Origin of the sequence: Vibrio sp. CAU 1672 (genome assembly GCF_029223195.1) — a bacterium.
Lineage (GTDB): Bacteria > Pseudomonadota > Gammaproteobacteria > Enterobacterales > Vibrionaceae > Vibrio.
This window is the reverse complement of record NZ_JARHUF010000011.1, coordinates 1-18,452: the sequence shown is the minus strand read 5'-3', so window position 1 is coordinate 18,452 and position 18,452 is coordinate 1. Positions and strand designations below refer to the sequence as shown.

Below are 18,452 nucleotides of genomic sequence, written 5' to 3'. Positions count from 1 at the left end.
ATGGCTCTCAAAAAGTTTCTTGAAGACATCGAGCATCACTTTGAGCCTGGTGGTAAACACGAGAAGTGGTTTGCTTTGTATGAAGCAGCGGCGACGCTGTTCTATACTCCGGGTCTGGTGACAAAGAAAAGCTCGCACGTTCGTGATAGCGTTGACCTGAAACGTATCATGATTATGGTTTGGTTCGCAGTATTCCCGGCAATGTTCTGGGGTATGTACAATGCGGGCGGCCAGGCTATTGCTGCACTTAACCATATGTATGCTGGTGACCAACTGGCGGCAGTCGTCGCCGGCAACTGGCACTACTGGCTAACCGAAATGCTGGGTGGCACTGTCGCCGCCGAGGCGGGTGTGGCCAGCAAAATGTTGCTAGGTGCGACTTACTTCCTGCCTATCTACGCGACAGTATTTCTTGTCGGTGGTTTCTGGGAAGTGCTGTTCTGTATGGTGCGTAAGCATGAAGTGAACGAAGGTTTCTTTGTTACTTCTATCCTGTTTGCCCTGATCGTTCCACCAACGCTGCCGCTATGGCAAGCCGCTCTGGGTATTACCTTTGGTGTTGTGGTTGCGAAAGAGATCTTCGGTGGTACCGGTCGTAACTTCCTTAACCCGGCATTGGCTGGCCGTGCATTCCTGTTCTTCGCTTACCCGGCACAAATCTCGGGCGACGTAGTCTGGACCGCAGCCGATGGTTTCTCTGGCGCAACCGCGCTGAGCCAATGGGCGCAAGGTGGTAACGGTGCACTAGTGAACGCAGCAACCGGTGCTCACATCACTTGGATGGATGCTTTCATCGGTAATATTCCAGGTTCGATTGGTGAAGTATCAACGCTGGCGCTGATTATTGGTGCGGCAATGATCGTGTACATGCGAATTGCGTCCTGGCGCATTATTGCGGGCGTTATGCTGGGTATGATCGCAACCGCTACACTGTTTAACGTGGTCGGTTCAGATACCAACCCTATGTTCAATATGCCATGGCACTGGCACCTGGTTCTGGGTGGCTTTGCGTTCGGTATGTTCTTCATGGCGACAGACCCTGTATCCGCTTCATTTACTAACAAAGGTAAATGGTGGTACGGCGCACTGATCGGTGTAATGTGTGTACTTATCCGTGTAGTTAACCCGGCGTACCCTGAAGGTATGATGCTGGCGATTCTGTTCGCGAACCTGTTTGCACCTCTGTTCGACCACTTAGTAATCGAGAAGAACATCAAGCGGAGATTAGCACGCTATGGCAAGTAATAACGACAGCATTAAAAAGACGCTGGGTGTTGTTATCGGGTTGAGCCTTGTTTGTTCAATCATCGTATCAACAGCAGCGGTTGGTCTGCGTGATAAGCAGAAAGCGAATGCGGTTCTGGATAAGCAGACAAAAATTATCGAAGTTGCCGGTATTGAAACGGCAGGTAAAAAAGTACCAGAGCTATTTGCCGAGTACATTGAACCGCGTTTGGTTAACTTTGATTCTGGTGACTTCGTAGAAGGCGATGCAGCGACTTACGATCAGCGTAAAGCGGCCAAAGATCCTGCTGAGTCAATCAAGCTAGGCGCTGATCAGGACCAGGCGAAGATCCTGCGTCGTGCTAACACCGGGGTGGTTTACCTGGTGAAAGATGGCGATGCGGTGTCTAAGGTTATCCTGCCGGTTCACGGTAACGGCCTTTGGTCAATGATGTACGCGTTTGTAGCCGTTGAAACTGATGGCAACACTGTATCAGGCATCACTTACTATGAGCAGGGGGAAACTCCCGGACTTGGTGGTGAGGTTGAAAACCCAAGCTGGCGTGCTCAGTGGGTTGGCAAGAAACTGTTCGATGACAACCACCAGCCTGCTATCAAGATTGTTAAGGGTGGCGCGCCACAAGGTTCCGAACATGGTGTCGATGGCCTGTCTGGTGCAACCCTGACTGGTAACGGTGTTCAGGGTACATTTGATTTTTGGTTAGGCGACATGGGCTTTGGTCCATTCCTAGCAAAAGTTCGTGACGGAGGTCTGAACTAATGTCTAGCGCACAAAATATTAAAAAGAGCATTCTGGCGCCGGTATTGGACAACAACCCAATCGCGCTACAGGTTCTTGGTGTTTGTTCTGCACTGGCAGTAACAACAAAACTAGAGACGGCATTTGTTATGACGCTGGCGGTTACCTTCGTAACGGCCCTGTCTAACTTCTCGGTTTCTCTGATCCGTAACCACATTCCAAACAGTGTGCGTATTATCGTGCAGATGGCGATCATCGCCTCTCTGGTAATCGTGGTAGACCAGGTGCTGAAAGCTTACCTGTACGATATCTCGAAACAGCTATCGGTATTTGTCGGCCTTATCATCACCAACTGTATCGTAATGGGGCGTGCTGAAGCATTCGCAATGAAGTCTGCGCCAGTGCCTTCGCTTATCGACGGTATCGGTAACGGTCTTGGTTACGGTTTTGTTCTTATCACTGTTGGTTTCTTCCGAGAGCTGTTTGGCTCAGGCAAACTGTTTGGCCTGGAAGTATTACCTCTAGTGAGCAACGGTGGCTGGTACCAGCCTAACGGCCTGATGCTGCTGGCACCGTCTGCATTCTTCCTAATTGGCTTCATGATCTGGGTTATCCGTATTCTGAGACCAGAACAAGTAGAAGCGAAGGAGTAAGGACGTCATGGAACATTACATTAGTCTGTTAGTTAAATCGATTTTCATCGAAAACATGGCTCTGTCTTTCTTTTTGGGTATGTGTACGTTCCTGGCGGTATCTAAGAAAGTAAAGACCTCTTTCGGTCTCGGTGTTGCGGTTGTGGTTGTACTGACCATCGCCGTGCCGGTCAATAACCTGGTTTATAACCTGGTTCTGAGAGAGAACGCGTTAGTTGAGGGCGTAGACCTTAGCTTCCTGAACTTCATCACCTTCATCGGTGTAATTGCAGCACTGGTACAGATCCTGGAGATGGTGCTTGACCGTTTCTTCCCGCCTCTGTACAACGCGCTGGGCATCTTCCTGCCGCTGATCACTGTAAACTGTGCGATCTTCGGTGGTGTATCTTTCATGGTACAACGAGACTACAACTTTGCTGAATCTGTGGTTTACGGCTTCGGTTCTGGTGTGGGCTGGATGCTGGCCATCGTTGCTCTTGCAGGTATCCGTGAGAAGATGAAGTACTCTGACGTGCCTCCGGGTCTGCGTGGTCTGGGTATCACGTTCATCACGGTAGGTCTGATGGCGTTAGGCTTTATGTCTTTCTCTGGTGTTCAACTGTAAGTCGGGTAAACCGCAACAATTAAGGAATAGTCAATGGACATTATTCTTGGTGTAGTGATGTTTACTCTGATTGTGCTGGCGCTAGTACTGGTGATCCTATTCGCTAAGTCTAAGCTGGTACCAACAGGTGACATTACAATTTCTGTGAACGGCGATCCTGAAAAAGCGATCGTGACACAACCGGGCGGTAAGCTACTGAGTGCTCTGGCGGGTGCCGGCGTATTCGTATCTTCTGCCTGTGGCGGTGGTGGCTCTTGTGGTCAGTGCCGGGTAAAAGTTAAATCTGGTGGTGGCGATATTCTGCCGACCGAGCTTGACCACATTACAAAAGGTGAAGCGCGTGAAGGTGAACGTCTGGCGTGTCAGGTGGCAGTGAAAACTGACATGGACATCGAGCTTCCGGAAGAAATCTTCGGCGTGAAGAAGTGGGAATGTACGGTTATCTCTAACGATAACAAAGCGACATTCATCAAAGAGCTTAAGCTACAAATTCCAGATGGTGAATCTGTACCTTTCCGTGCAGGTGGTTACATCCAGATTGAAGCACCGGCTCACCACGTGAAGTACGCTGATTTCGATATTCCTGAAGAGTACCGTGAAGACTGGGACAAGTTTAATCTGTTCCGTTACGAGTCGAAGGTTAACGAAGAGACCATCCGTGCTTACTCTATGGCGAACTACCCAGAAGAAGAAGGCATTATTATGCTCAACGTGCGTATTGCTACGCCGCCGCCTAATAATCCGGATGTACCACCGGGTATCATGTCTTCATTCATCTGGTCGCTGAAAGAAGGTGACAAGTGTACGATCTCTGGTCCATTTGGTGAGTTCTTCGCCAAAGACACTGACAATGAGATGGTCTTTATTGGTGGTGGTGCGGGTATGGCACCAATGCGTTCGCACATCTTTGACCAGCTTAAACGCCTGCACTCGAAGCGTAAGATGTCTTTCTGGTACGGTGCGCGTTCTAAGCGTGAAATGTTCTACGTAGAAGATTTCGACGGCCTGGCGGCTGAAAACGATAACTTCGTGTGGCACTGTGCACTGTCTGATCCTATGCCAGAAGACAACTGGGATGGTTATACGGGCTTCATTCACAATGTTCTTTACGAGAACTACTTACGTGATCACGAAGCTCCAGAAGATTGTGAGTACTACATGTGTGGTCCACCGATGATGAACGCAGCGGTTATTGGTATGCTGAAAGATCTCGGTGTCGAGGATGAAAACATCCTACTGGATGACTTCGGTGGTTAATCTACCTAAGTGATTGAATCTATGGCTGGCTCGAATGGGTCAGCCATTGTTTTTCTAGCGCGCATATTTTTCCATATCCATCATCCAGAGTGGTCATAGTCGATGGGCTTTTTCCCAGAGCAATGGGCTATTCCCGTTCCGTATAATAAGGAGTCAAACAAGTGAAAAAGTGGCTTGTTGCATTTGCTTCTCTATTGGTGTTGGCTGGTTGTGAACAGCCGGCAGATCAAATTCATCTAAGTGGCCCAACAATGGGTACGACTTACAATATTAAATACATTGAGCAAGATGGTCTTCCATCGCCTGAAGCGTTTCAGACAGAAATCGATCGCCTCCTTGAACAGGTGAACGACCAAATGTCGACCTATCGCAAAGATTCTGAACTGAGTCGTTTTAACCAACATCAGTCAAATGCACCGTTTGAAGTGTCACCACAAACGGCAACGGTAGTGAAAGAAGCGATTCGTCTGAACGGGCTCACGTTAGGCGCGCTGGACGTAACGGTTGGCCCTCTGGTTAATCTTTGGGGATTCGGTCCTGAAGCACGCCCAGATGTAGTACCGACAGACCAAGAGCTGGCGGCCCGTAAGGCAATGACGGGGATTCAGCATCTGTCTGTTGCAGGAAACGCCTTAACAAAAGACATTCCTAACCTGTATGTTGATTTGTCGACAATCGCTAAAGGCTGGGGTGTCGACGTGGTTGCTGACTATATTCAGTCGCAAGGTGTTGAAAACTACATGGTTGAAGTTGGTGGTGAAATGCGTCTCAAAGGGCTAAACCGTGACGGGGTGCCCTGGAGAATCGCGATCGAGAAACCAACCGCTGATGAGCGCGCCGTCCAGGATATTATTGAGCCGGGTGATATGGCGATTGCCACATCAGGAGATTATCGCAATTACTTTGAACGTGATGGCATACGTTACTCACACATTATTAATCCGCAGACCGGTAAGCCGATCAATCACAAAGTCGTGTCCGTTACGGTACTGGACCGCTCGTCGATGACGGCTGACGGCCTGGCAACCGGTTTGATGGTATTAGGTGAAGAGGTTGGTATGCAAGTGGCAAATCAACACCATATCCCGGTACTGATGATCGTCAAAACAGAAACCGGCTTTAGGGAACTGGCCTCGGACGCCTACCTGTCGTTTATGAAGAAACCACAAAAGTGAGCCTGATATTATGAGTACATTTCTAATTACTTTTGCCGTTTTTGTTGCTGTGATAGCAGCGATGGCCGTTGGCTATATTTTCCAGAAAAAGGTCGTCAAAGGCAGTTGTGGCGGCTTAGGAGCAGTGGGGATTGAAAAAGTGTGTAACTGCCCTGAACCGTGTGATGCGCGCAAAAAGCGTGAGGCCCGCGAGGCTGCACGTGCTGAAAAGCTGGCAGCGTGGGAAAAAGATCGCATCGCCTAGACGCTTGCCCTGTGTAAGAATGAGATTGGCCCGGCATATTGCCGGGCTTTTGCTTTCAGTGGCCGCGATAGCGCGCCAATGCCGTTCAGGCGGCTATACTGAGGCATGATGAGGCATAATAGGGAGTGATTATGGAACTGCATCAGCACAGTATGCGTGAGTTATTTGCGCAATTAGGATTGGGCAGCTCGGCAGCCGAAATTGAACAGTTTGTCCGGCAACACCGGCAGCGGCGTGACTCGGTACCGCTTTGCCAAGCACCTTTCTGGAACAAGGCTCAAGCGGAATTTTTGAAACAAGCCATCGAAGAGGATGCGGACTGGGCAGAGTTGGTCGACCAGCTCGATGTGATGTTGCGAGACTAAAAGGTGCACAGAGCGGTTTAGTTCCTGCCCCGCATGCCAGCTTTTCAAGCGAGGTTATTCCTTATATACTGTATTTTTAACCAGTATTAAGTGTGTGCTGGCATGCCGGATCAGATCAGAAAAATTATTCATGTCGATATGGATTGCTTCTATGCCGCGGTAGAAATGCGTGATAACCCTGAATACCGTGGGGTGCCTTTAGCTGTTGGAGGGCACGAGAAGCAGCGTGGTGTGATTAGTACCTGTAACTATGAAGCGCGAAAATTTGGCATACGCAGTGCTATGCCAACCGCACGTGCCCTGCAACTGTGCCCAAATCTGGTGGTGGTTCCCGGGCGTATGCCGGTTTATAAACAGGTTTCGCGGCAAATTCGTGCTATTTTCGAACGCTACACTCCTGTTATCGAGCCCCTTTCGCTGGATGAGGCCTATCTGGATGTCACCGGAGCTGAGATCTGTCTGGGATCTGCGACGCTGATTGCAGAATCTATCCGGCGTGACATCTGGAATGAGTTGCGGTTAACCGCTTCGGCCGGCATTGCACCGATCAAGTTTCTCGCTAAAGTCGCCTCTGATATGAACAAGCCTAACGGGCAGTTTGTGATTCCCCCGGATAAGGTTCAAGAGGTGGTGGATAAGCTTCCGTTGGAAAAAATTCCGGGTGTCGGGAAGGTGAGCCTGGAGAAACTGCACCAAGCCGGCTTCTACTTATGTGAAGATATCAAAAACAGTGACTATCGCGAGCTGTTGCTTCAGTTTGGCCGTCAGGGGGCGTCGTTGTGGAAACGCAGTCATGGTATTGATGATCGCGAAGTGATCGTTGAGCGCGAACGTAAGTCGGTTGGAGTCGAGCGCACCTTTAGCGAGAATATCTCAACGTACGATCAGTGTTGGCAGGTGATTGAAGACAAGCTTTATCCAGAGCTTGAAAAGCGTTTGGAACGAGCCAGTCCAGATAAGGCGATCATCAAGCAGGGCATTAAGCTTAAGTTTGCTGATTTTCAGCTTACGACAATCGAACACATTCACCCTCAGCTTGAGCTAGAAGATTTCAAAGTTTTGCTGAGAGATATCCTCAAGCGCCAGAACGGCAGAGAAATACGTTTATTGGGCTTGAGTGTAATGCTCAAGCCCGAAGAGCAAGCGCGCCAATTAAGCTTCTTTTAAGCTCGCGCCAGTTCGACTTGGTGCAACACCTGCTCAAACGAGACATTCGCCATCGCACCATAACCTTGCAGCTTGCTTGCTTTTAGTTGAGCAATGATTGGCGTGCTTATCCCGCATAAGAAGCGCGCGACGGCTGCATTGCTGATGGCAGTTGGTGATAGCTGAATAAACTCGTTTATCCAGGCAGACAAATGGGCCAGTTCTGGTTGTTCATGTTGCGGTTGGGGGAAGGTAGCAACTTGCCCACGGCACACTGAACAATGACCACACTGGGCAGGGGCGTTGTGATCGGCAAAATAATCCGCCAGCTGGTGGCTTAAACATTGCGAAGACTGGAACAGCCGCAGCATGGTGTGGATACGTTCAATGTCTTTGTGCTCTTTCGACTGGAACAGCTCCTCCAGGTGTTGCAGCAGATCTTGTTGATTTCGGCAGCCGGGCGGCACCGAGTACACATCGGTTAATTGCTTACTCTCTAACTCAATCCAGCCATTCTGGTGAAAATAGTCTAAAGCGGCGACTACGCGGCTGCGCTCTGACTGATAGTTCATCCACAGCGCTTCTAAGTCCACTTGGCACCACACTTTGGCTTTGGTCGAGCAGGCAAAAATGGCGTCGACAAACTGGCGGCGCTCTCCCTGGAACTGTTCAATAATGAACTGCTGGTCTTGTAAAAATTTGAATCGGTATTCGGCGAAATAGCTGTACTTGGCTTCAATGACTTTGGCGAGCTCCAGATACACCAGTAAGGTTTTTAGCGGCAATTGGCGTATGTTGCTTTCACGGGACAGGCGCAAAGGCACAACTTCCCATTGTGGGGCATGCGCTTCGAGCTGTTCCAGTACATGCTGGATAGAGGCCTGTTCTGGCGTGTCACCATAGACAAAGTTCTCTAATACGGTCAGCCCGGAAGTGTTGCCCAGCAGAATACACTGTGAGCGCTGACCATCCCGTCCCGCGCGGCCAATTTCCTGGGCATAGTTCTCTATTGATTTGGGCAGGTCAAAGTGGATCACCCGGCGGATATCTGCTTTATCGACGCCCATGCCGAAGGCGATGGTCGCGACAATACAGTCTGAGTGGCCAGCCATAAAACGCTGCTGGATCTGCTCGCGCGCCTCGCTTTTCATACCAGCATGGTACGCATTGGCGTTGATCCCCAACTCTGTCAGGGCATTGGCCACCTGTTCGGCGGTTTTCTGCTGGGTAACGTAAACAATGGTGGGCAGCTCAGGGGCTGAGGTGATGATGGCGTTGAGCCGGGCCTGTTTCTCAGACTCTTCACAGGCGATGACAGTGATATCCAGGTTTGGCCGGTAGAAGCCCGTGACGGTGGTATTCTTGCTGGCAATATTGAACTTGTGCTGCATGTCGTCGATAACCGCTGGAGTAGCGGTTGCCGTCAGCAGCAGCGACTGAGGGATACCCAGCTCGCGCTGATATTGTGGCAGTTTTAAATAATCGGGACGGAAGTTATGCCCCCATTCAGAAATACAGTGGGCTTCATCAATGACCATCAGAGAAATGGGCACCTGACGAATAAACTCACGAAAGCGTTCGTTTTTAAGCCGCTCGACCGAGATCATCAAAATCTTGATCTGGCCGTTTTTAACTGCGGCCATTACGTGCTGAGCTTCTTCACGGCTTTGCTGGCTATCAATAGAAGCGGCAGCAATCCCTTTGCTTTGCAGGAAGTTTAGCTGGTCTTTCATCAGGGCTAACAGTGGCGAAATGACTAACGTCAGGTTGGGTAGCTGCGTTGCAGGCAATTGATAGCAAAGTGACTTTCCCGAGCCGGTCGGAAAGATTGCCGCCGCCGAATGGCCCTTCATGATGGCCTCGATCACCGGGCGCTGACCGGGCCTTAATGAGTCAAACCCAAACACAGATGTAAGGGTTTGCTGAAGAGGATCACTTTGCATAATAGGGAAACCTTTGTTTGGTGATAAACTGTTAGGTAAAACTACCACATTCTAAATGCTTAACGCGTATCCTAAAAGTATGAACAAAGCCGAGTTAGTCCAAACAATCATCCGCCAGTTAGAAATCAAGCTCGAGGTGGCACTTTCTGCAACCCAAAGGGCTATCGATGCCGCGACGGACGAAGAGACAGTCCCGGAGCACAAGTACGACACCTTGGCCCTTGAGGCCTCTTATCTGGCGCATGGGCAGGCGATGCGTGTCCAGGAGAGTGAACAAGAGCTGAGCCAGTATCGCGCCTTACCCATTCGCGATTTTAGCGATGTACCAATTGGTGTCGGGGCGTATGTGGTGCTTGCTGATGAGAATGACACCGAGAAGTCATTTTTTATTGGCCCGTGCTCCGGTGGCCTGACACTGGAATGTCACGGGAAAGAAGTTTTTGTTTTAACTGTAAAATCCCCGCTTGGCCGTGCACTGATGGGCAAAGAGGAAGGGGAAGAGGTCGAGCTGTGCATCGGCGAGAAAACCACGGTTTTTGAAGTCGTGACGGTTTGCTGACATCCGGGGTATTCAGCGCTGTTATGGTTCGCTTAACAATGATGTTCATCAGAGAGAAAGTAATGAAGAAGCTGCTCATCTTGCCGTTGTTGATGGTCAGTGTCTCTGGCTACTCTGCGCAGTGCCGGGTCGACATTAACCATGAAGTTCATCTGGACGGACAACATCTGGAAATTCAGCGTAGCACTGGCGATAAAGCCTGGCTGGATAATGACAACAACCTGTTTATCAATGGAGAACCGCTTGAACTTAATGCGGGCCAAACTGCAGCGCTTGAGGACTACCGCGAAAAAATCACCGCTTATCTCCCCCAGGCCAGGCAGTTAGCCAGCAATGGTCTGGCTGTCGCGCACGATGTCATTGACGATATTGCGGTGAGTTTGGATGCCCCGGAAGCGTTCAACAATGTAAAGGTTGCGATAAACGCATTTTATGCCGATGTCGAAGCCCGTTATTATCAGAATGGTGATTTTATTCTGCCAGCAGCGAGCTTCGAGTCGATGAGTGAATCCTGGCGTGCAGATTTGGCTAACGCGCAGGAGATCTTCCATAAAGAGTTTATTACCAGCGCGTTTGAGGTACTGGCAGCGAAGATGCGTGAGGATGGTGATTTGAATCTGACCGAGTTATCTGAACGTATGCTTGAACTGAAAGTGAAAGTAGCACAGCGTTTAGCCGAGAATGCTAAAACGATGCAACTGCAGGCCGAGAGCCTGTGTGATTCAGTGGAAAGGATGGCCGAGCAAGAACAACACCTCCAGCAGCTGATCCCTGAGTTAAAAAACTATCAGGTTTTTTCCATCTAATAACTATGCTATGTGCAGTCTGGGACCGTTGGTAATAACCAACGGTCTTTTTGTTTTGCTTGTCGATGGTATAAATATGGCCAGAGAATGTAAGATGTACGTAGATATTTACAAACTGAATTACGGCTAATTATTCTGGATGTCGAATAAACAACCAATCTGCTCTTGTTGTAGAGAGGATATTGCTATAGTGTACTAGTCAGCTAGTTCATTGATATATTGTGTGGGTGGTATGACACAACAAACTTCTTCTCAGCCTCGTGAGCATTTTGGCTCTCGCCTCGGATTTATCTTAGCCGCAGCTGGTGCCGCTGTGGGGCTGGGCAATATCTGGGGTTTTCCGACCCAAGCGGCCAGCAATGGCGGGGGTGCCTTCTTGCTGGTGTATTTGGTGATGATCCTTATCGTCGCATTCCCAATGCTGGTGGTTGAAATGGCGATTGGCCGCCATGGCCAGGCCAACCCGGTAGACAGTATGCGTGCTCTGACCGATAACCCGGCCGGTAAAAAGCTGGGTGGGTTGGTCGGCTGGATTGGTCTGAGTGTGCCAAGTGCGGTTCTGGCGTTCTATTCTATTGTCGGTGGTTGGTTGATCTGCTTCTTGCTGGGGGCGGTTACTGAAATCATGGGCCTGGAAGTCGCGACGCAATGGTTAAAAGGCTTCAGCGTTGAGCGCAACCTGTTCGGCACGATTACCTTTTATGTACTGACTATTTTGATCGTTCAGGGTGGTGTGAAACAGGGGATCGAGAAGTGGTCTACCCGCCTGATGCCAGCGTTGTTCGTCCTGTTTGGTTTGCTGTTTGTCTATATCATGACGCAAAACGGTGCGATGGAAGGATTGAAGCACTACCTAGTGCCGGACTTTGACAAAATATGGGACAGAAAGCTGATCCTGGCGGCGATGGGGCAGGGGTTCTTTTCGCTGACTATTGGCGGCTGTTCGATGCTGATTTATGGCTCTTACCTGAGTAAGAAAGAGAATCTGCCGAAGATGGCGATGAATGTCACTCTGGTCGACACCGCCGTTGCCTTTATTGCCGGTCTGGTGGTGATGCCGGCGATGTTTGTTGCGATGCAGAAAGGGGTGCAAATTTACGCGGAAGACGGCTCACTGCTCAGCTCAGATACCTTAGTGTTTACTGTGTTGCCGCTGATGTTTGACAGTCTGGGCTTATTGGGTCAACTGTTTGCTATCGTATTCTTTTTGCTCTTGACGATTGCTGCGCTGACGTCCTCTATCTCTATGCTGGAATGTCCGGTCGCCCTGGTGAGTGAACGGTTCAATACCAAACGTGGCTCTACCAGCTGGGTATTAGGTGGTCTGATTGCGCTGTTTAGTGCGGTAATTGTGTTTAATTTCTCGGCTATGTTTGGCCTGGTGGCGACCATTGCCACCCAGTACCTGCAGCCAACGGCGGCACTATTGTTCTGTCTGTTTGGTGGCTGGGTATGGAACCGCCATTCGAAAATTAAAGAGCTGGAACAAGGGTTTCCGGAGTTCACTCAAGGCTGGTTCGGTAAGCTATGGCCCGCTTACGTGAAATTTGTCTGCCCGGTGTTAGTGGCAACGGTCATTTGGGCTTCATTCGGCTAAGCCTCATTCGGCTATGAGAGTGGGCTAATAACAAAAGGGCTTGATGATATCATCAAGCCCTTTTCACTATGTGATTCTGGCGTGGTTAACGGAACTGGCCCGCCTCTGGTAGGAAATCAAAGCCTGCAGTAGCCAGTTTGGCTTCCAGTGCTGTGCGGTCAATATCGAAAAAAGCAGCCAGCTTATCCAGATCGCCGCCGAAGTCGTCGCGCAGTTTCATGTTGACGATACTCATCAGCATCACAGGATCCATTGATTCAAAGTTGGCCAGATTCACTACTTATCCTCAAAATCTGAAATCAATAGGTTTGCCGCGGCAAATGCGGCCTTTTCACGCACTTCTTTTGGCAGAGATTCATCCGCCGCAATTTCGTTGAGTGCTTTCACTGCACATGAAATTGCCTGAGGGACGTATGCCTGATCGCCACTACCGATTTGAGCGTAAAGCTCACGAACCAAATCACAACAGCCGTATACTTGCATGTTTTCTTTCCACTAAATGATAATTTATCTCAATATACACATAGCTGTTTTGAAACTCAAAGCCGAGAGTTGTTTTGGCTCAAATTCAGCGTCAACTTGAACAAACATTCATCACTGTAATTGTGCTTCCAGCTGGTATGTCACTTCAGCAGAGAGGTTAAGCTGCTTAGCCAGTTCCTGTAGGTAGGCTTTCTCCATAAAGTTTTGCTCATCAGCTACGATCAATGAAGCAAGATATACTTCTGAGGCCCGCTGGGGAGAGGTGGCCTGGCTGGCAAGCTCAGCGGGATCCAGTGGTTTGTGCAGTTCTTGCTGTACCAACTGCCTGACGTGATCGTCGGCGCCCATCTCAGTCAGCGCTTGTTCGATGCGCGCCATTTCTTGTTCATCGACGTGCCCATCGGCCTTTGCTGCGCCAATCATGGCTTTTAGGATCAACTTTGCGTGCTTGTTATCATCAGGGTCAAAGGGTTCGTTGATGCCCTGACTATCCTGCTTCGCTTGCCAGTCGTTGTAGACTTTGTAAGCCAGTGCGCCAAGTGCTGCCGCGCCACCCACTTTAAGTGCACCTTTGCCCATTTTCTTTGCCATCTTTTTGCTCTTTTTCGAGCCGATTAACATGCCGATAAGGCCGCCGCCAATAGCGCCGGCACCAAGGGTTGTTAGTTGACTTGAGCTTGATGAAGATTTGACGTTGTTGGTTTTTCTGCCGAGTGCATCGGCACCTTGCTTGACCAGGTCTGAATTGAGCGCTTGATTAAGAAGACTTTTTAGATCCATGGCTGACCTCCTTACTAGATTAAATCAAGTGTAAGGTGATGAATCTGAACCAAAGATTAACGCTGCAAATGTTACAACGGTTTTCTTCAGGTGTAAAAAAGGGCTGACCGAAGCCAACCCTTTTTATCGCTATGTGTTTAGCACAATGTGCTTAGTGCAGCTTATTGAAGCTGAGCCTTAACGTGCTCAACGATGTCTGCCATGGCAACCGCGGTTTTCTCACCAGAGCGGCGGTTCTTGTACTCGAAGTTACCTTCTTTCATGCTGCGATCGCCGATCACGATAGTGTGAGGAATACCGATAAGTTCCATATCAGAGAACATCACACCCGGGCGCTCTTTACGGTCGTCGAACAGGACTTCGATGCCCATAGCCGTCAGTTCAGCGTACAGCTTCTCAGCCGCTTCTTTCACTTCTTCAGACTTGTGCATGTTCATTGGAACGATAGCGACCTGGAAAGGTGCTAGTGCGTCGGGCCAGATGATGCCGTATTTATCGTGGTTCTGCTCGATTGCAGACGCAACCACACGTGATACACCGATACCGTAACAACCCATCTCCAGGATGACGTTCTTACCGTCAGGACCAAGTACACCGCAGTTCATTGCTTGAGAGTAAACATTACCCAGCTGGAAGATGTGACCCACTTCGATACCACGTTTCAGCATTAGCGTACCTTGACCACATGGGCTTGGATCGCCTTCTACTACGTTACGCAGATCTTCAACCTGACCTAGCTCAACGTCACGACCCCAGTTGATACCGAAGTAGTGTTTGTCATCAACGTTAGCGCCCGCGCCAAAGTCGCTCATTACGGCAACCGTGCGGTCTACGATGAATGGTAGCTCAAGGCCAACAGGGCCAAGAGAGCCAGGGCCTGCACCGATTAGCGCGCGAATTTCTTCTTCTGTTGCCATTTCCAGAGGAGCAGCTACCTGAGGAAGGTTTTCAGCTTTCACTTCGTTCAGCTCGTGATCACCGCGGATGATCAGCGCAATGATGTCAGCATCCACTTCTTCAGACGCTTTAACAAATAGAGTTTTAACCGTCTTCTCGATTGGCAGGCCGTGTTGCTCTACGAGTTCGGTGATAGTTTTCGCGTTTGGCGTATCAACCAGCGTCATTTCCTGAGTTGGCTGTGCGCGCTCACCTGCAGGAGCTGCGGCTTCCGCTTTTTCGATGTTCGCGGCGTAATCAGACTCAGTAGAGAATGCGATCAGGTCTTCGCCACTTTCAGCAAGCACGTGGAACTCTTGAGAGCCACTACCACCGATAGCGCCAGAGTCAGCCAGTACCGGGCGGTACTCAAGACCCATGCGATCGAATGCTTTACAGTAAGCGTCGTGCATCGCCTGGTAAGATTTCTCCAGACCTGCTTTGTCGATGTCGAAGCTGTATGCATCCATCATGCAGAATTCACGTGCACGCATTACGCCAAAACGTGGGCGACGCTCATCACGGAATTTAGTCTGGATTTGGTACAGGTTTAGCGGCAGCTGTTTGTAAGAGCTCACTTCGTTACGCACTAGGCTGGTGATCACTTCTTCAGCGGTTGGGCTAAGAACAAACGGACGAGTATGACGGTCAGTAAAGCGAAGTAGCTCAGGACCCATCTTCTCGCTGCGGCCTGTCTCTTCCCATAGTTCAAACGGCTGAACAACGGGCATCAAAGTTTCGACTGCACCTGCATTGTCGATTTCTTGACGAACGATGTTTTCGACTTTACGCAGCACACGTAGACCAGTAGGCAGCCAGGTGTATAGACCTGAAGCCAGCTTACGGATCATACCCGCACGTAGCATGAGCTGATGGCTCACTACTTCTGCGTCGTTTGGAGTCTCCTTCAGAGTAGAAAGAAGATAATTACTGGTACGCATTAAATTTATCCGTTTATTAAAGTTAGATACTCAAGCCAGAATGGACCGGAGTATGAGGGTCCCACGAGGGGGAGAATTGTCAGCCGCTTATAATATCAGCCAATTAGCCTTGTCAAAAGCTTTCTATCACGGTAACCGTTATTAAGTTGCCGCAAACGGTGAACTTGACGTTTAAATCGAACAAATTTACCGCATATTCTTTGCTGTCCGGCTTGTTCTTTTTGTAAGCGGGACGAGGATCTTGTGCCAGAACTTGCTCGATGACGGTTTTGACATACTCAGTATCGCTGCGCTTTTCGAGTATCGCCAGTGCTGCTGATGAGAAGTCCACCTGTGATGTCTCTGGTGCTTCTCCTGCGTAGCCGCTATGTGCCTCTGGAATGGCGTCCGAGTAGGGGATATAAGGTTTGATATCTACGATTGGCGTGCCATCAACCAAATCGACGCTGCCAAGATCGAGATACACTTGTTCACCTTTCTTTGTGATGCTTTTGACTTCTACCGCAGACATGCCAATGCCATTAGGTCTGAACGTTGAACGCGAGGCAAACACGCCAATCCGTTCATTTCCGCCTAAGCGTGGCGGGCGTACGGTTGGTTTCCAACCCGCGGCGAGATTCTGGTCAAACAAAAACAGTAGCCATACGTGAGAAAACTGCTCTAAACCGCGAACGGCTTCGGGGCTGTTTGCGTCCCCGACGAGTTTGACGCGTGATTTTGCCGCAGGCACCAAACGCGGTTGGCGGGGAACGGCAAATTTCTCTTTATATGGGCTTTCAATAATGCCAATCGGCTCTATGGAGTACATGGACTGTGTCTTCAATAAAGGTTTGACGGGCAAGGTACCACAAATTTTGTTTGCTTCCTTTGCTGAGAGTAATTATCAATTGTTGCGTTATAACAAAACAATTGATCTGAAGGGAAAATTGATATGAAACCAGGTATCCATCCTGAATGCGCTCCTGTGGTATTTCACGACACAAGCGCAGACGAATCCTCGTTTTAAAGCAGTGCAGAAACAACCCCAAATATCGGAGATGCTCATGAGAGCTGTTGACTTATAATGCTGAATTATGGTCATTATGCGGTTGATTCATCTGATATTTTGCTGATAATTGGTCGTCAATTGCACTGTTGGTTACTTTCTGTAACGTTTTGAACTTTTACTTAACCCTTGTGTCGAGTACCCTGCGCAGGCTTTGTGACATTTTTGTCACATATGCGCAGGAATAAATACAAGGAGGGAACAGATGAGTTCATCTGCTTCGATTAAACAAAACTCACCGAGAAAACCGCTATTTACGCGTTTTCTCGATACCGTTGAATACTTGGGGAACCTGTTACCCCACCCGATCACACTATTTGCCATTTTCTGTTTAGCCATTTTGGTGATGTCGGGAGTTGCCGGATACTTTGAAGTCTCAGTTGTAGACCCACGTCCGGAAGGTGCCCCGGGCCGTGCGGCTGACGGTATGATCCAGGTGGTCAGCCTGCTTAATGCCGATGGCCTGGAGCTGATAGTCACTAACCTGGTGAAAAACTTTGTTGGCTTTGCCCCGTTAGGTACCGTACTGGTAGCCATGCTGGGGGTTGCGATTGCAGAGCATTCAGGCCTGCTTTCTGCTGCCATGCGGGGCCTGGTGATGGGCGCTTCTCAGCGTATGGTAACGGTAACCGTGGTTTTCGCGGGTATCATTTCTAACACGGCATCAGAGCTTGGCTACGTGGTGCTGATCCCACTGGCTGCAATGCTCTTTCACTCACTGGGTCGCCACCCTCTGGCTGGTCTGGCGGCGGCGTTTGCGGGCGTGTCTGGGGGCTACTCTGCCAACCTGCTGATTGGTACGGTCGACCCACTGTTGTCAGGTATTACCGAGACAGCAGCGCAGATGATCGATCCAACTTATACGGTTGGTCCGGAAGTTAACTGGTACTTCATGTTTGTTTCCACTTTCTTTATCGCGGGAATGGGGGCGTTCGTCACCGAAAAAATCGTGGAGCCCAAATTGGGTACGTATAGTGATGAAGAAGCCGCAGAAGACTTAGCTCAGGATAAAATGGGTAAACTGACCACGGTCGAGAAGCGTGGTTTGAAACTGGCTGGCGTTGCGGTACTGGTGGTCTCGGCACTGCTGGCCTGGACCATTGTGCCCGCTGATGGGGTTCTGCGTTCTGAAGCTGGTACCGTTGCCGGTTCGCCGTTCCTGAAGAGTATTGTGGCCTTCATCTTCGTCTTTTTTGCTGTGCCGGGTTTTGTGTACGGTAAAGTGGTCGGCACGATGAACAACGATCGCGACGTGATCGATGCAATGTCGAAGTCGATGTCTTCGATGGGGATGTACATCGTACTGGTGTTCTTTGCAGCCCAGTTTGTTGCGTTCTTTAAGTGGACCAACTTCGGTCAGGTCTTTGCGGTTGCCGGGGCCGATTTTCTGCAAAGCATCGGTCTGACGGGGCCAATGTTGTTCTTCGCCTTCATCCTGATGTGTGGCTTTATCAACCTGATGATCGGCTCTGCATCGGCACAGTGGGCGGTTACGGCACCTATCTTTGTCCCAATGTTAATGCTGGTGGGTTACGCTCCGGAAACCATTCAGGCGGCTTACCGTATCGGTGATTCAACCACTAATATCATCACCCCGATGATGAGCTACTTTGGCCTGATCCTGGCGGTAGCTACTCATTACATGAAGAACCTGGGGATCGGCACTCTGATCGCGACCATGCTGCCATATTCCATCTGCTTTATTGCCGGCTGGAGTGTGCTGTTCTACCTGTGGGTGTTTGTCTTTGGCCTGCCGGTCGGCCCGGGTGCGGCGACGTTTTATACGCCTTAATTAGTGTTTTTCACATGGCTGACCCGTCCTGATATGGGTTGACACTTTTTAACTAAAACGCTCGATGTACTTCATCGGGCGTTTTGTATTTCAAAGCCGTATGAGGCCTCATTTGATTATAGATCTCTACGGATTCTGCTAC

20 protein-coding genes are annotated in these 18,452 nt (G+C 49.7%); 13 read left to right on the top strand and 7 right to left on the bottom strand.

Annotated elements, in window-relative coordinates; genetic code table 11:
- The 9 genes from P2G85_RS11860 (at window position 1) to dinB (ending at window position 7,449) form a co-directional block, all read left to right on the top strand.
- A complete protein-coding gene (locus P2G85_RS11860; protein WP_275864290.1) occupies window positions 1–1,245 on the top strand; it encodes an NADH:ubiquinone reductase (Na(+)-transporting) subunit B in 1,245 nt (414 codons plus the stop codon).
- A complete protein-coding gene (locus P2G85_RS11855; RefSeq protein ID WP_275864289.1) occupies window positions 1,235–2,005 on the top strand; it encodes a Na(+)-translocating NADH-quinone reductase subunit C in 771 nt (256 codons plus the stop codon). Before P2G85_RS11860 ends, P2G85_RS11855 begins: the two co-directional genes overlap by 11 nt.
- Complete coding sequence (gene nqrD, locus P2G85_RS11850; RefSeq protein WP_275864288.1) at window positions 2,005–2,637, top strand: NADH:ubiquinone reductase (Na(+)-transporting) subunit D; 633 nt, start codon at window positions 2,005–2,007, stop codon at window positions 2,635–2,637. The genes P2G85_RS11855 and nqrD overlap by 1 nt, the downstream gene beginning before the upstream one ends.
- Before the next feature lie 7 nt (window positions 2,638–2,644).
- Window positions 2,645–3,241: an NADH:ubiquinone reductase (Na(+)-transporting) subunit E gene (gene nqrE / locus P2G85_RS11845; protein ID WP_014232790.1), complete on the top strand. Its 597-nt coding sequence runs from the start codon at window positions 2,645–2,647 to the stop codon at window positions 3,239–3,241.
- A gap of 33 nt (window positions 3,242–3,274) precedes the next feature.
- Window positions 3,275–4,498, top strand: coding sequence for an NADH:ubiquinone reductase (Na(+)-transporting) subunit F (nqrF, locus tag P2G85_RS11840; RefSeq protein ID WP_275864287.1), 1,224 nt, complete (start codon window positions 3,275–3,277; stop codon window positions 4,496–4,498).
- Window positions 4,499–4,659: 161 nt separating this feature from the next.
- On the top strand, window positions 4,660–5,673 hold the full coding sequence (locus P2G85_RS11835; RefSeq protein ID WP_275864286.1) for an FAD:protein FMN transferase: 1,014 nt from the start codon (window positions 4,660–4,662) through the stop codon (window positions 5,671–5,673).
- A gap of 10 nt (window positions 5,674–5,683) precedes the next feature.
- A complete protein-coding gene (nqrM, locus tag P2G85_RS11830) occupies window positions 5,684–5,917 on the top strand; it encodes a (Na+)-NQR maturation NqrM (RefSeq protein WP_005436655.1) in 234 nt (77 codons plus the stop codon).
- A 131-nt stretch (window positions 5,918–6,048) separates the two neighbouring features.
- Window positions 6,049–6,282, top strand: coding sequence for a DUF2789 domain-containing protein (locus P2G85_RS11825; RefSeq protein WP_275864285.1), 234 nt, complete (start codon window positions 6,049–6,051; stop codon window positions 6,280–6,282).
- A 102-nt stretch (window positions 6,283–6,384) separates the two neighbouring features.
- Window positions 6,385–7,449 carry a DNA polymerase IV gene (dinB, locus tag P2G85_RS11820; protein WP_275864284.1) on the top strand — a complete coding sequence of 355 codons (1,065 nt, stop codon included), beginning with the start codon at window positions 6,385–6,387 and terminating at the stop codon, window positions 7,447–7,449.
- Here the strand turns inward: dinB and P2G85_RS11815 are convergent.
- Window positions 7,446–9,371, bottom strand: a complete 1,926-nt coding sequence (locus tag P2G85_RS11815) for a RecQ family ATP-dependent DNA helicase (RefSeq protein ID WP_275864283.1) — start codon at window positions 9,369–9,371, stop codon at window positions 7,446–7,448. The two genes, dinB and P2G85_RS11815, sit on opposite strands and share 4 nt — an antisense overlap.
- A gap of 79 nt (window positions 9,372–9,450) precedes the next feature.
- Between P2G85_RS11815 and P2G85_RS11810 the strand changes: the two genes are divergently transcribed.
- From P2G85_RS11810 to P2G85_RS11800, 3 genes are all read left to right on the top strand, one after another.
- Window positions 9,451–9,930 carry a GreA/GreB family elongation factor gene (locus tag P2G85_RS11810; protein ID WP_275864282.1) on the top strand — a complete coding sequence of 160 codons (480 nt, stop codon included), beginning with the start codon at window positions 9,451–9,453 and terminating at the stop codon, window positions 9,928–9,930.
- Between the two features lie 62 nt (window positions 9,931–9,992).
- Window positions 9,993–10,736 (top strand): YggN family protein, encoded by a 744-nt coding sequence (locus P2G85_RS11805; RefSeq protein WP_275864281.1) that lies wholly within the window; start codon window positions 9,993–9,995, stop codon window positions 10,734–10,736.
- Between the two features lie 232 nt (window positions 10,737–10,968).
- Entirely contained in the window at window positions 10,969–12,333 is a 1,365-nt protein-coding gene (locus P2G85_RS11800; protein WP_275864280.1) for a sodium-dependent transporter, read from the top strand.
- An 85-nt stretch (window positions 12,334–12,418) separates the two neighbouring features.
- Here P2G85_RS11800 and P2G85_RS11795 read toward each other — a convergent pair whose 3' ends face one another.
- From P2G85_RS11795 to tsaA, 5 genes are all read right to left on the bottom strand, one after another.
- Window positions 12,419–12,610 carry a DUF4250 domain-containing protein gene (locus tag P2G85_RS11795; protein ID WP_275864279.1) on the bottom strand — a complete coding sequence of 64 codons (192 nt, stop codon included), beginning with the start codon at window positions 12,608–12,610 and terminating at the stop codon, window positions 12,419–12,421.
- The gene (locus tag P2G85_RS11790; protein ID WP_275864278.1) at window positions 12,610–12,816 is read right to left on the bottom strand and encodes a YaeP family protein; all 207 of its coding nucleotides are present in this window, start codon (window positions 12,814–12,816) and stop codon (window positions 12,610–12,612) included. The genes P2G85_RS11795 and P2G85_RS11790 overlap by 1 nt, the downstream gene beginning before the upstream one ends.
- Before the next feature lie 111 nt (window positions 12,817–12,927).
- Window positions 12,928–13,596 carry a tellurite resistance TerB family protein gene (locus P2G85_RS11785; protein WP_275864277.1) on the bottom strand — a complete coding sequence of 223 codons (669 nt, stop codon included), beginning with the start codon at window positions 13,594–13,596 and terminating at the stop codon, window positions 12,928–12,930.
- Window positions 13,597–13,757: 161 nt separating this feature from the next.
- Window positions 13,758–15,473, bottom strand: coding sequence for a proline--tRNA ligase (locus P2G85_RS11780; RefSeq protein ID WP_275864276.1), 1,716 nt, complete (start codon window positions 15,471–15,473; stop codon window positions 13,758–13,760).
- Window positions 15,474–15,585: 112 nt separating this feature from the next.
- Window positions 15,586–16,281 (bottom strand): tRNA (N6-threonylcarbamoyladenosine(37)-N6)-methyltransferase TrmO, encoded by a 696-nt coding sequence (gene tsaA / locus P2G85_RS11775; protein ID WP_275864275.1) that lies wholly within the window; start codon window positions 16,279–16,281, stop codon window positions 15,586–15,588.
- 442 nt (window positions 16,282–16,723) lie between these two features.
- Here tsaA and P2G85_RS11770 point away from each other — a divergent pair, with 442 nt between their 5' ends.
- Window positions 16,724–18,310: an AbgT family transporter gene (locus P2G85_RS11770; RefSeq protein ID WP_275864274.1), complete on the top strand. Its 1,587-nt coding sequence runs from the start codon at window positions 16,724–16,726 to the stop codon at window positions 18,308–18,310.
- 52 nt (window positions 18,311–18,362) lie between these two features.
- Here P2G85_RS11770 and P2G85_RS11765 read toward each other — a convergent pair.
- On the bottom strand, window positions 18,363–18,452 hold a 90-nt coding region (locus P2G85_RS11765), incomplete at its 5' end, for an integrase core domain-containing protein (protein ID WP_139045525.1).

Excerpts from the sequence above, each read along its gene's own strand:
- P2G85_RS11815 (WP_275864283.1), bottom strand. The coding sequence starts at position 9,371 with ATGCAAAGTGATCCTCTTCAGCAAACCCTTACATCTGTGTTTGGGTTT.
- P2G85_RS11800 (WP_275864280.1), top strand. The coding sequence starts at position 10,969 with ATGACACAACAAACTTCTTCTCAGCCTCGTGAGCATTTTGGCTCTCGC.
- P2G85_RS11805 (WP_275864281.1), top strand. The coding sequence starts at position 9,993 with ATGAAGAAGCTGCTCATCTTGCCGTTGTTGATGGTCAGTGTCTCTGGC.
- dinB (WP_275864284.1), top strand. The coding sequence starts at position 6,385 with ATGCCGGATCAGATCAGAAAAATTATTCATGTCGATATGGATTGCTTC.
- P2G85_RS11780 (WP_275864276.1), bottom strand. The coding sequence starts at position 15,473 with ATGCGTACCAGTAATTATCTTCTTTCTACTCTGAAGGAGACTCCAAAC.
- P2G85_RS11770 (WP_275864274.1), top strand. The coding sequence starts at position 16,724 with ATGAGTTCATCTGCTTCGATTAAACAAAACTCACCGAGAAAACCGCTA.
- nqrM (WP_005436655.1), top strand. The coding sequence starts at position 5,684 with ATGAGTACATTTCTAATTACTTTTGCCGTTTTTGTTGCTGTGATAGCA.
- P2G85_RS11785 (WP_275864277.1), bottom strand. The coding sequence starts at position 13,596 with ATGGATCTAAAAAGTCTTCTTAATCAAGCGCTCAATTCAGACCTGGTC.
- nqrE (WP_014232790.1), top strand. The coding sequence starts at position 2,645 with ATGGAACATTACATTAGTCTGTTAGTTAAATCGATTTTCATCGAAAAC.
- nqrF (WP_275864287.1), top strand. The coding sequence starts at position 3,275 with ATGGACATTATTCTTGGTGTAGTGATGTTTACTCTGATTGTGCTGGCG.
- nqrD (WP_275864288.1), top strand. The coding sequence starts at position 2,005 with ATGTCTAGCGCACAAAATATTAAAAAGAGCATTCTGGCGCCGGTATTG.
- P2G85_RS11855 (WP_275864289.1), top strand. The coding sequence starts at position 1,235 with ATGGCAAGTAATAACGACAGCATTAAAAAGACGCTGGGTGTTGTTATC.
- tsaA (WP_275864275.1), bottom strand. The coding sequence starts at position 16,281 with ATGTACTCCATAGAGCCGATTGGCATTATTGAAAGCCCATATAAAGAG.
- P2G85_RS11860 (WP_275864290.1), top strand. The coding sequence starts at position 1 with ATGGCTCTCAAAAAGTTTCTTGAAGACATCGAGCATCACTTTGAGCCT.
- P2G85_RS11810 (WP_275864282.1), top strand. The coding sequence starts at position 9,451 with ATGAACAAAGCCGAGTTAGTCCAAACAATCATCCGCCAGTTAGAAATC.
- P2G85_RS11825 (WP_275864285.1), top strand. The coding sequence starts at position 6,049 with ATGGAACTGCATCAGCACAGTATGCGTGAGTTATTTGCGCAATTAGGA.
- P2G85_RS11790 (WP_275864278.1), bottom strand. The coding sequence starts at position 12,816 with ATGCAAGTATACGGCTGTTGTGATTTGGTTCGTGAGCTTTACGCTCAA.